The sequence below is a fragment of the Xanthomonas sp. CFBP 7698 genome (assembly GCF_003600855.1).
Lineage (GTDB): Bacteria > Pseudomonadota > Gammaproteobacteria > Xanthomonadales > Xanthomonadaceae > Xanthomonas > Xanthomonas cannabis.
This window is the reverse complement of sequence record NZ_PRDN01000005.1, coordinates 279,037-289,859: the sequence shown is the minus strand read 5'-3', so window position 1 is coordinate 289,859 and position 10,823 is coordinate 279,037. Positions and strand designations below refer to the sequence as shown.

Sequence of the window (10,823 nt, the reverse complement as noted above, 5' to 3'; positions counted from 1 at the left end):
TTCAATCCGCCGTAGCGTCTTTCCGTGTAGCGAGCCGCCCATCATAGCCGGCTTTTTCGTTTCGTCAACACCTTAATTTCAAGGAGTTTTCGAACCCTTTCTGCTTTGGCGCCGCGTTTGCGGGCCGTTGCGTCGGGGGAGGCGAACTATATGCCCAGAGAAGGGTTTTGGGAAGGGTTTTGGGAAGGGTTTTGTGAAAAATTTTTCACTAAGCTGCCAGAAACTTGCGCTATGGCTCACTCAACCGCGGATCAGCCTCTCGTACATCTACGAATTCACTCTCTATCTAATGGCGTGGTTCGTAAAACCGTCGAGGTTGCCGCCCTGCAGCGACCTCGACGCGCTTCAGGCCAGTCTTGAGTCAGGCACTCACGAGCGACACCCGGGCGAAATTGCGTTTGCCCACCTGTATGACACCTTCGAAGCCGTGGGCGAAGACGCGGCTGGCATCTTCCACCACTTCGCCGTCGATCTTGACCGCGCGCTCCTTGAGCTTGCGGGTGGCTTCGGAATTGCTGGGCGTCAGGCCGGCGGCTGTCAGCAAGCTGGCGATGCGCAGGCCTTCGGGCGGCACGACCACTTCCTGTAGCGGCAATAGGCTGGTGTCGCCCTGCCCTGTCACCACAGCGTGCCAGCCGGCAATGGCCTGCTCTGCGGTGGCCATATCGTGGAAGCGCGTTGCCAGTTCGCGCGCCAGACGTAATTTGACCTCACGCGGGTGCAGCTCACCGGAGGTAACCTGCTCCTTCAGACGCGCGGCCTCGGCCATGCTGATCTCAAAGGACAGCAGGTCGATCCAGCGCCAGGTCAGCTCATCGCCGATTTTCATGGTCTTGGTGACGATGTCGATGGCTGGCTCGTTGATGCCGATGTAGTTGCCCAGCGACTTGGACATCTTGGCTACGCCGTCCAGGCCTTCCAGCAGCGGCATGGTGATCACGATCTGCGGCGCTTGGCCGTAGTGCTCCTGCAGGCCACGGCCCATCAGCAGGTTGAACTTCTGATCGGTGCCGCCCAGCTCGACATCGGCTTTCAAGGCGACCGAGTCGTAGCCCTGCACCAATGGATAGAGGAATTCGTGGATGGCGATCGGCTGCTGGCCGCCGAAGCGCTTGGCGAAGTCGTCGCGCTCGAGCATGCGCGCCACCGTGTGCTGGGCGGACAGCTTGATCATGTCCGCCGCGCTCATCTGGCCGAACCACTCGGAGTTGAAGCGCACTTCGGTGCGTTCGCGGTCCAGGATCTTGAAGACCTGCTCCTCATACGTACGGGCATTGGCCAGCACGTCCTCGCGGCTGAGCGGCTTGCGGGTGACGTTCTTGCCGCTGGGGTCGCCGATCATGCCGGTGAAGTCGCCGATCAGGAAAATGACCTGATGGCCGAGCTGCTGGAACTGCCGCATCTTGTTGAGCAGCACGGTGTGGCCCAGGTGCAGGTCCGGCGCGGTGGGATCGAAGCCGGCCTTCACCCGCAGCGGCACGCCGGATTTCAGTCGCGCTTCGAGCTGATCGAGCTTGAGGATCTCTTCGGCGCCACGGCCGATGAGTGCGAGGGATTCTTCGATAGTGGCCAACCACAGACTCCAGCGGCGCTTGCCGTCAAAAACGTGAATGATGTTAAACGCGGGTTAATTTCGCGCCAAGTGAAAATAACGAACAGGCTCAATGGTTTGACGCGCTGTTACAGGCTGTCTATGGTACCGGCGATTGGGCTCGCACTTCGAGCCAGCGAGGAATTTGAACGATGCAGAACTCAGAGCAGGGCCGTGCACGCAAGCGGCGCTTTCACGAACGCCTCCACGTCCTCCACGACACTGCACTGCATCGCAAGCTCAAGGCGCATCTTCCGGCGGCCTTCAACGACCGTTGGACACGCCGCCATTGGATCCACGCCAGCCTGTTCGCCACCATCGGTGCGTTGGTGGCCACCATTGTGCCGGGCTTTTCCAACGCCATCGATACGCCACTTTCCAGTCATTCGACGCTGGCATTGCCGTTACCGCCGCTGGTACCCATCCGCAAGCAACTGGCGCCAAGCACCGATTGGGAGATTCTGCAGGTCAAGTCGGGCCAGACGCTGAGCACCTTGTTCGGCGAGCTGGGGATTCCGACGGCGGTGATGTACCAGGTACTGGCGCATCCGGGCACCAAGGAGGCGCTGACCAAGCTGCGTCCCGGTACTGAAATTGCGTTTGACATGCCGACGCCCGGCCAGCTGCGGGCGCTGCGCTTCGATCGCGATGATAGCCACCGGGTAGAACTGCGCCTGCTGGGCGACAGCGTTCGCGAAAATGTGACCGAGCGGGCGACCACGACGCGCACGGTGGTGGCCAGCGGGGAGATCAGCAGCTCACTGTATGCCTCTGCCGGGAAATCCGGGCTGTCGCCGGCGGCGGTGGCGGTCATGACCGATGAAATCTTCAAATACGACATCGACTTCGATAAAGACCTGCAGCCGGGCGACCGTTTCAGTGTGGTGATGGACGAGACCTGGCGCGAGGGCGAGCGGATCAGTACCGGCGACATCCTGGCGGCGACCTTCACCACCGGTGGCAAGACGTACACCGGCTTCCGCTTCGAGCGCGCCGGCAAGCCGGCCGAGTATTACGACATCACCGGCCGGCCCTTGAAGAAGAGCTTCATCCGCATGCCGGTGGCCTATAGCCGGATCAGCTCCACCTTCGGTGCGCGCAAGCATCCGGTGCTGGGCACCATGCGCATGCACAAGGGCGTGGACTATGCGGCCGCTTCGGGCACGCCGATCATGGCGGCCGGCGATGCGCGGGTGGTGTTTGTCGGCACCCAGCGCGGTTACGGCAATGTGGTGATCCTGGATCACGGCAAGAACTACAGCACGCTGTACGGGCACATGTCGCGCTTCGGCAAGATCAAGGCCGGCCAGCGCATCAACCAGGGCACGGTGATCGGCTATGTCGGCATGACCGGCCTGGCGACCGGCCCGCATCTGCATTACGAATTCCGCGTGGCCGGGCAGCAACGCAACCCGATGTCGGTGACGATGCCGCCGCCGGAGCCGCTGCAAGGTGCCGAGCTCGCGGCCTTCCGGGCGCAGACGGCGCCGGCCCTGGCGCGTATCGAAGGCATGGAAAAGTTGATCTATGCCGACGCCGCCAAGCCGGCCAAGGGCAAGTCGCGCGGTTGAGCGGCTGCGGCCATGCTGCGTGGCTGATCCGTCTGCAGCCACCGCTGTGGTCTGCTGGTGTTGTAAGCGCCGGTAGCTTCCACACCCTGCACTGGTCTCACCACCCTCCGCCGTTGCCTAGGTGCGATGGCCGCAGAGGCCTGAGATCTGCGGGGGGGAAACTCCGCGCCGCCGTGGTCCTGGCGGCACGCGTCCCGAGGTGAGGTCCGGTGGCGATGCGGGTATCGCGCATCAGCGTCGCGTGCAAGACCGGTTGACGGACCTGGCCCGGCTGCACAAGCTGGCCGACCGTGCATCTCTGGCTTCGGCATGTCTGTCCTGGAACGCGTTGACTCTCCGCTCTATCTTGGCCTGATGTCGGGCACCAGCGCCGATGGCATCGATGCGGCCCTGGTGCGTTTTGCCGATGACAGCCACCGCCGCTGCGAACTGGTTGCGGGCACGACCGTGCCATGGGCGCCGCCGCTGCGCGATGCCCTGATCGCACTGGGCCAGGGCGCCGAGACGGTGGCCATCGATGCGCTGGGTCAGTTGGACGCGCAGGTGGGGTTGGCCTTTGCAGACGCCGCCAACCGGTTGATCGCAGAGAGCGGCATTGCGCGGAAGCATATTCGCGCGATCGGCTCGCATGGGCAGACCATCCGCCATCGACCGACGAGCGCACCGGCGTTTACCTGGCAGATTGGCGATGCCAGCCGGATTGCCGAGCATACCGGCCTGACCACGGTGGCCGATTTCCGCCGCCGCGATGTCGCTGCCGGTGGCCAGGGCGCGCCGCTGATGCCGGCCTTTCATCTGGCCATGCTGGGTGCGGGCGATGAGGATCGCGCGGTGCTGAACCTGGGCGGCATCGGCAACCTGACGCTGATTCCGCGCGATGGCACGGTACGGGGCTTCGACACCGGCCCGGCCAATGCGTTGCTGGACAGCTGGTGTCAGCAGCACCGCGGCACGGCCTTCGATGCCGATGGCCTGTTCGCTGCCAGTGGCCACGTCGATTCCGTCCTGCTGCAGGCGCTGCTGGCCGACCCGTGGTTTGCGTTGGCACCGCCAAAGAGCACCGGGCGCGAGCAATTTCATCTGGCCTGGGTACAAGAGGCGATGGGCGGCAGGGCGCTGCAGGCGGCAGATGTGCAGGCCACCTTGCTGGAACTCACGGCGGCCACGGTGGCCGAGGCCTTGCTGCGGCTGCAGCCGCAGACCCGGCGCGTGCTGGTGTGCGGCGGCGGCGTACGCAACCCGGTGTTGATGGCCCGCCTGGCAGCCCGGTTGCCGGGCGTGGTGGTGGAATCCAGCGCGCGGCGCGGGCTGGATCCGGACTATCTGGAAGCGATGGGCTTTGCCTGGCTGGCGGCCGAACTGCTGGCCGGACGCCCGGCCAATCTGCCCTCGGTGACTGGGGCGGCGGGGCCACGGCTGCTGGGGGCTATCTATCCGGCTTAAGCGCAACAGCGGGCCGAACGGCCGCGCCGCGTCGCCGGTGGAGGCTGCTCGCGCAGGTGCATGCCTGATTTATCAACCGACGCTACCGCTGGACAGGAATCCGGCTGACGCGGCAAGCCGCTGGCGATGGTCTGTCCGTCTGGCTGCTTGAGCTGCGCGAGCGGCCGGGAGGCAGGCTCCCTGTCAGCGCCATCGCCGATCGTCCGTCTTCCGGCTCGGCGTCGTATGGTCCGCGCCAGCACCACCGGCATCCGCTGTCAGGGGTTGTTGCCCGCCGGCAGCGCCTTGAGTGCTGCAATCGCTTCGGCCAGGGCATCGACCTCCGGATGCTGCAGGCCACCGGTGACTTCGTATTCGCTGGCGAACAGGCCTTGTTCGAGCAGATGCATGACGGTCTGGTGCTGGGTCCAGCCACGTGCAACGGAAATGCGACGGATGCGGTCCACCAGCAGCGGATCGATGTCACGCAATACCAGATCGGTCATGCCCTTCCTCGTGCGATGGATTGCCCCGCCGGCATCATCGGCAACCTTGGCGGACGTTTCAATCCGGTCGGCGGTCGTGGGCCAACAGGCGCGGCCATAGCCAGGCCAGCAGTGCCAGGGTTGGAATCACGGTGAGGGCGCTGAGGATGAAGAAGGTGCTGTAGGAGGTCGACTGCACCAGAAAGCCGGAAACGCCGCCGGCAAACTTGCCCGGCAGATTGGCCAGCGACACCAGCAAGGCGTACTGGGTGGCGGTGAAATTGCGATTGGTCAGCGATGACATGAAGGCCACCAGCACGGTACCGGCAAATCCCTGGAACAGGTTGTCGGCACTGAGCGCGGCATAGAACGCCCACAGCTTGCCGGGGTTGTGCGCCATCAGCAGGAAGGCCAGGTTGGACAACGCCACGCCCAGGGTGGCCACCAGCAACATCCGCCGGAAGCCGTATGCGGCCACCGCCGCACCGCCGGCAAAGGCGCCGACGATCCCGACCCAGACGCCGAAGAGTTTGGAGACGGTGGCGATGTCGGCCTTGGTGTAGCCGGAGTCCAGATAGAACGGCCCGGCCATGACCCCGATCACCTGGTCGGGGAACTTGTACAGGCCGACAAACAGCAACAGCACGATCGCCAGTGCCAGACCATTGCTGGAAAAAAAACTCGAAATGGGTTGCCAGAATGCGCCGGCGACATCGATGCGGCGCACCACCGTGGTGTCCGGACGGTCCGGCTCACGGCAGACCAGGGTCGTGATGATCGGCAGCAGCATCAGCGCCGACATGCCCACATAGGCCCAGGTCCAGCCGAGATATTCGGCCATGTACAGCGCACCGGCGCCGCCCAGGATCAGGCCCACGCGATATCCCAAGGTGTAGGTCGCCGCCAATGCCGCCTGGGCGGTTTCCGGCGCGATCTCGATGCGATAGGCATCGACCACCGAATCCTGGGTGGCGCCCCAGAACGAGGCAAACAGGACCCAGCTCACCAAGCCGGTCACGCTCAACTCCGGACGCGAGAAGGCCAGCGCGGCCAGGCCGATGGTGACGCCGATCTGCGCGACCAGCAGCCAGGACCGGCGCCGGCCCAGGAAGGCGGTGAGCGGAAACGCATAGCGGTCGATCAGCGGCGCCCAGAGGAACTTGAGCAGATAGAAAAAGCTGGCCAGGCTGATCAGCCCGATGCTGCCCAGGTCCAGGCCGACATCGCGCAGCCGGGTCGACAAGGTCTGCGAGGCGATCAGCAAAAATGGCAGCCCGCTGCCGAAGCCGAGCAGCGCCATGGTCGCCGCCGATGGCGTGGTGAAGGCCTGTCGGATGCCGCGCAGGCCTTCGTAACGTTGTGCAGGCTTGGTCATGCGTGCAGCCGCTGGATGCGGTAAGCGAACGAGACGACGCCGCCATTGTGGCCAGCACCTGCGCGGGCCGCGTTGGCGGAAGCGAACATTGCGCTCGGTACCGGAGGAGCTGCGAGGGCAACGTGGCCCACGGCGCAACGGCGGCGCCCAAGCGGCGCGATGTTTCTCGTTGCGGATACCTGCGGACTGCGCGCAGCCGACTGCCTGGTCGCCCCGGCACCGTGGCGCTGCCCCACTTCAGCCAGCCGCGGGCGCTGACTCACAGCGCGTAATCCACGATGTAAGGCGCGTGGTCGGAGAAGCGCTCTTCGCGATAGATCGAGCAGGCCCGCAGGGTGTCGCGCAGGCCGGGGGTGACCAGTTGGTAGTCGATGCGCCAACCGACGTCGTTGGCGCGCGCCGCGCCGCGGTTGCTCCACCAGGTGTAGTCCTGGCCTTGCGGGTGCAGGACGCGGTAGCTATCGATCCAGCCGCGGCCTTCGGCGGGGTTGGCGTCGTCTGCCGCGTCGGCGCACAGGCCGTTGAGCCAGTCGCGCTCGGGCGGCAGGCAGCCGGAATTCTTCTGGTTGGACTTCCAGTTCTTGATGTCCAGCGCAGTACGCACGATGTTCCAGTCGCCGCACAACACGTACTGGCGGCCGCTGGCCAGCCACTCGTCGAGGATCGGCCGCAGCCATTCCATCACCTGGAACTTGTAGCCCTGGCGCAGCTCGCCCGAAGAGCCGGACGGGATATAGAAAGAGACCACGCTGAGGTTGCCGAAGCGCGCCTCGATGTACCGGCCTTCTTCGTCGAACTCGGGCCAGCCCAGGGCGGTGCGCACTTCGTCGGGTTCGCGCCTGGCATAGATCGCCACGCCGCTATAGCCCTTCTTGGTGCTGGCATCGCGAAACCAGGCCTTGTAACCGGCCGGCAAGAATTCCGGCCCGGCCAGCTGATGCTCCTGCGCCTTGGTCTCCTGGATGCACAGCACGTCGGCATCCTGGGTGGCGAACCAGTCGAAGAACCCCTTGCTGGCGGCCGAGCGCAGGCCGTTGGCGTTGAAACTGATGATGCGCATGGGCGTGAATGGGGAATCGGGAATAGAGAGTCGTAAAGCCTACCCCAGGCGCGTGCGGAAGGCTGCCGGCGCGCGATGCGTTTACCATTCCCGATCCCCGATTCTCCATTCCCGTCCAATGACCAACCACCGCACCCGTTTCCTGCAGCTGGCCCTGGGCGCCGATGCCCTGCGCTTTGGCGAGTTCACGCTCAAGTCCGGGCGCGTCAGCCCGTACTTCTTCAATGCCGGGCGGTTCGATTCCGGGGTCAAGACCGCGGAATTGGCGCAGTGCTACGCCGATGCGATCGATACGGCCGGCGTGGAGTTCGACCTGCTGTTCGGCCCGGCCTACAAGGGCATCCCGCTGGCCACCGCACTGGCCTGTGCCTATGCCGGGCGTGGGCGTGACCTGCCGTTGGCGTTCAACCGCAAGGAGGCCAAGGACCATGGCGAAGGCGGCACCCTGATCGGCGCGCCGCTGGCCGGGCGCAAGGTACTGATCGTGGACGACGTGATCACCGCCGGCACCGCCATCCGCGAGGCCCTGGGCATCATCCGCGCCGCTGGCGGTACGCCGTCGGGCATCGTGGTGGCGCTGGACCGGCAGGAGATCGCCTCCGAGCAGGATCGCCGGTCGGCGGCGCAGGCGGTGGCGGCCGAGGCCGGTATTGCGGTGATCGCAGTGGCCAACCTTGCCGATCTGCTTGCTTTTGCGCAAGGAAACGCCGACCTTGTTGGCTACCGGGAACCGCTGCTGGCCTATCGTGGCCGCTACGGAACCGACACCACAGGCTGACGGCAGGCGACAGGGGGCTGCGATGATGCCGAGACACACACGTTTGGCATTGCTCGCTGCCGTTGCGGCAGCCGTCGTCGTGGCCCCTGGCCTGGCGCAGGACAAGCCGACGGCCAAGAAACTGTATTGCTGGAACCAGAACGGCGCCCGGGTGTGCAGCGACACGCTGCCACCGGAGGCGGTGAACCAGGCGCGCGACGAGTTCAACGTCAAGAGCGGGCTGCGCAGCGCCGAGGTGCAGCGCGCGATGAGCAGCGACGAGCGTGCGGCCGCTGCGGCCAGCGAGCAGCAACGCCAGGCCGATCTGGCTGCCGAGCAGATGCGCCAGCGCACCGACCAGGCGATGCTGATGTCGTATCAAAGCGAAGACGACTTGCGCCGGGTCTTCCACGAGCGCATCGCCATCGTCGACAACAACATCCATACCGCGCGCTTCAATGTGACCAGCCTGCGCGAAGGGCTGGCCAGCATGCTGCGCACGGCCGGCGACCGCGAACTGGCCGGCCAGGCCGTGGCCGACAAGCTGGCTGGCGACATTCAGCAACGCCATCGCGAACTGATGGCGCAGTTGCGCCTGCAGACCAGCTTCGAGCAGCAACGGGTGGCGCTGGACGGCGAGATCGCCGACATCCTGCAGCGCTACCGCGCCATGAAGGAACCGCCCGGCGGCGCTCCGCCCGCCGGCTGAGCGGCGGCCGTCATTCCCGTCCAGGCGCACGGCCGCGGCGGGCGGCATTTCCCGATCCGACGCCCTGCCCGCATAATGGCCGGTCTTACTCCTTGCCCACGAGGCTCTCCCGCATGGCCCGGATCATCGCCATTGCCAACCAGAAGGGCGGCGTCGGCAAGACCACGACGGCAGTCAATCTGGCGGCCGGCCTGGCGCGCGCGCCCAAGCGTGTGCTGCTGGTGGATCTGGACTCGCAGGGCAATGCCACCATGGGCAGCGGCATCGACAAGCGCGATGTAGCCGCGTCCACCTGCGATCTGCTGCTGGGCGAAAACACCGCAGCCGAGATCCGGGTCACCGCGCCGGAAGGCTTCGACCTGCTGCCGGGCAACATCGACCTGACTGCCGCCGAGATCCAGCTGATGGACCAGGGCGAGCGCGAACAGCGGCTCAAGCGCGCGCTGGCGCCGATCCGCGACGAGTACGACTTCATCCTGATCGACTGCCCGCCGGCGCTGTCGCTGCTGACGCTCAACGCGCTGACCGCGGCCGATTCGATCATCGTGCCGATGCAGTGCGAGTACTACGCGCTGGAAGGGCTCACCGCGCTGCTGGAAACCATCGAAGCGCTGCGCGCCAACCTCAACCCGGCGCTGGAAATCGAAGGCGTGCTGCGCACGATGTTCGACATCCGCAACAACCTGGCCAACGCGGTGTCGGCGGAGCTGACCGAGCATTTCGGCGACAAGGTGTTCCGCACCATCGTGCCGCGCAACGTACGCCTGGCCGAGGCGCCCAGCCATGGCCAGAGCATCGTCGGTTACGACCGCAGCTCCCGGGGTGGCGTGGCCTACCTGGGGCTGGCCGGCGAAATCGTGCGCCGCCAGAACGACCGTAATAAGGCCGTCCGGCCCGTGGAGACCGTCTGATGAGCAAGCCGCCTCTGGCGAAGAAGCGCGGCCTGGGCCGTGGCCTGGAAGCGCTGTTGGGCCCGAAGGGCGCAGCAGCGGCAACGGCACCCGGCGCCACCAGCGACGACGTGCTGCAGCCGGGTGACACGTTGCGCCAGTTGCCGGTAGGCCAGCTGCAACCGGGCAAGTACCAGCCGCGCCAGGAGATGGACGAGGTCAAGCTGGCCGAGCTGGCGGAGTCGATCAAGGCGCAGGGCGTGATCCAGCCGATCGTGGCGCGCGAGCTGGCGCCGGGGCAGTTCGAGATCGTGGCCGGCGAACGCCGCTGGCGCGCCTCGCAGCTGGCCGGGCTGACCGAGGTGCCGGTGGTGGTGCGCGAGCTGGACGACCGCACCGTCATCGCGATGGCGCTGATCGAAAACATCCAGCGCGAGGATCTCAACCCGCTGGAAGAAGCGCAGGCGCTGCAGCGGCTGATCGACGAATTTTCGCTGACCCATGCCGAGGCCGCCGCGGCAGTGGGCCGCTCGCGGGCCTCGGTGTCCAACCTGCTGCGGTTGCTGGAATTGCCGGTGGCGATCCGGGTGCTGCTGGAAACCCGCCGCCTGGAAATGGGCCATGCGCGGGCGCTGCTCACGCTGGCACCGGAGCTGGCCAGCAAGCTGGCACAGGAAGCGGCCGACCAGGGCTGGTCGGTGCGCGAGGTCGAACACCGTGCGCAGCAATTCGCCGCCGGCAAGGTGCCCGGTTCGCTGCGCAAGGGCAAGCCGGTGGCCGCAGCTCCGCAGGCCGATATCGCCTCGCTGCAGACCGAACTGTCCGAGTCGCTGGGCACCAAGGTGGTGTTCAACCATGGCCGCGGCGGCAAGGGCAAGCTGGTGATCCATTACACCGATCTGGACACCCTGGAAGGCGTCCTGGAACGCCTGCGCGCGCAGCGCGGCTGATCGCGGCCGCAAT

10 protein-coding genes are annotated in these 10,823 nt (G+C 65.9%); 6 read left to right on the top strand and 4 right to left on the bottom strand.

What is annotated here, in order from left to right; translation table 11 throughout:
- Positions 1 to 361: 361 nt before the first annotated feature.
- Positions 362 to 1,573, bottom strand: a complete 1,212-nt coding sequence (gene tyrS, locus XnspCFBP7698_RS18400; protein ID WP_104581164.1) for a tyrosine--tRNA ligase — start codon at positions 1,571 to 1,573, stop codon at positions 362 to 364.
- A gap of 170 nt (positions 1,574 to 1,743) precedes the next feature.
- Here tyrS and XnspCFBP7698_RS18395 point away from each other — a divergent pair, with 170 nt between their 5' ends.
- Positions 1,744 to 3,162: a M23 family metallopeptidase gene (locus XnspCFBP7698_RS18395; RefSeq protein ID WP_104581165.1), complete on the top strand. Its 1,419-nt coding sequence runs from the start codon at positions 1,744 to 1,746 to the stop codon at positions 3,160 to 3,162.
- 309 nt (positions 3,163 to 3,471) lie between these two features.
- A complete protein-coding gene (locus tag XnspCFBP7698_RS18390; protein WP_104581166.1) occupies positions 3,472 to 4,605 on the top strand; it encodes an anhydro-N-acetylmuramic acid kinase in 1,134 nt (377 codons plus the stop codon).
- Positions 4,606 to 4,862: 257 nt separating this feature from the next.
- On the opposite strand, the gene XnspCFBP7698_RS18385 is transcribed toward XnspCFBP7698_RS18390, so the two are convergent.
- From XnspCFBP7698_RS18385 to XnspCFBP7698_RS18375, 3 genes are all read right to left on the bottom strand, one after another.
- Positions 4,863 to 5,090: a hypothetical protein gene (locus tag XnspCFBP7698_RS18385; protein WP_047692723.1), complete on the bottom strand. Its 228-nt coding sequence runs from the start codon at positions 5,088 to 5,090 to the stop codon at positions 4,863 to 4,865.
- 58 nt (positions 5,091 to 5,148) lie between these two features.
- A complete protein-coding gene (locus XnspCFBP7698_RS18380) occupies positions 5,149 to 6,444 on the bottom strand; it encodes an MFS transporter (RefSeq protein WP_166750676.1) in 1,296 nt (431 codons plus the stop codon).
- A 259-nt stretch (positions 6,445 to 6,703) separates the two neighbouring features.
- Positions 6,704 to 7,504, bottom strand: a complete 801-nt coding sequence (locus XnspCFBP7698_RS18375) for an exodeoxyribonuclease III (protein ID WP_104581167.1) — start codon at positions 7,502 to 7,504, stop codon at positions 6,704 to 6,706.
- A 118-nt stretch (positions 7,505 to 7,622) separates the two neighbouring features.
- Here XnspCFBP7698_RS18375 and pyrE point away from each other — a divergent pair, with 118 nt between their 5' ends.
- From pyrE to XnspCFBP7698_RS18355, 4 genes are all read left to right on the top strand, one after another.
- Positions 7,623 to 8,282, top strand: a complete 660-nt coding sequence (gene pyrE, locus XnspCFBP7698_RS18370) for an orotate phosphoribosyltransferase (RefSeq protein ID WP_104581168.1) — start codon at positions 7,623 to 7,625, stop codon at positions 8,280 to 8,282.
- Positions 8,283 to 8,304: 22 nt separating this feature from the next.
- Complete coding sequence (locus XnspCFBP7698_RS18365) at positions 8,305 to 8,970, top strand: hypothetical protein (protein ID WP_104581169.1); 666 nt, start codon at positions 8,305 to 8,307, stop codon at positions 8,968 to 8,970.
- Positions 8,971 to 9,083: 113 nt separating this feature from the next.
- Positions 9,084 to 9,881: an AAA family ATPase gene (locus tag XnspCFBP7698_RS18360; RefSeq protein ID WP_039413394.1), complete on the top strand. Its 798-nt coding sequence runs from the start codon at positions 9,084 to 9,086 to the stop codon at positions 9,879 to 9,881.
- A complete protein-coding gene (locus XnspCFBP7698_RS18355; RefSeq protein WP_039413397.1) occupies positions 9,881 to 10,810 on the top strand; it encodes a ParB/RepB/Spo0J family partition protein in 930 nt (309 codons plus the stop codon). The genes XnspCFBP7698_RS18360 and XnspCFBP7698_RS18355 overlap by 1 nt, the downstream gene beginning before the upstream one ends.
- Positions 10,811 to 10,823: the final 13 nt, after the last annotated feature.

Coding starts and splice junctions, on each gene's coding strand:
- XnspCFBP7698_RS18395 (WP_104581165.1), top strand. CDS start 1,744: ATGCAGAACTCAGAGCAGGGCCGTGCACGCAAGCGGCGCTTTCACGAA.
- XnspCFBP7698_RS18390 (WP_104581166.1), top strand. CDS start 3,472: ATGTCTGTCCTGGAACGCGTTGACTCTCCGCTCTATCTTGGCCTGATG.
- XnspCFBP7698_RS18385 (WP_047692723.1), bottom strand. CDS start 5,090: ATGACCGATCTGGTATTGCGTGACATCGATCCGCTGCTGGTGGACCGC.
- XnspCFBP7698_RS18380 (WP_166750676.1), bottom strand. CDS start 6,444: ATGACCAAGCCTGCACAACGTTACGAAGGCCTGCGCGGCATCCGACAG.
- XnspCFBP7698_RS18375 (WP_104581167.1), bottom strand. CDS start 7,504: ATGCGCATCATCAGTTTCAACGCCAACGGCCTGCGCTCGGCCGCCAGC.
- pyrE (WP_104581168.1), top strand. CDS start 7,623: ATGACCAACCACCGCACCCGTTTCCTGCAGCTGGCCCTGGGCGCCGAT.
- XnspCFBP7698_RS18365 (WP_104581169.1), top strand. CDS start 8,305: ATGATGCCGAGACACACACGTTTGGCATTGCTCGCTGCCGTTGCGGCA.
- XnspCFBP7698_RS18360 (WP_039413394.1), top strand. CDS start 9,084: ATGGCCCGGATCATCGCCATTGCCAACCAGAAGGGCGGCGTCGGCAAG.
- XnspCFBP7698_RS18355 (WP_039413397.1), top strand. CDS start 9,881: ATGAGCAAGCCGCCTCTGGCGAAGAAGCGCGGCCTGGGCCGTGGCCTG.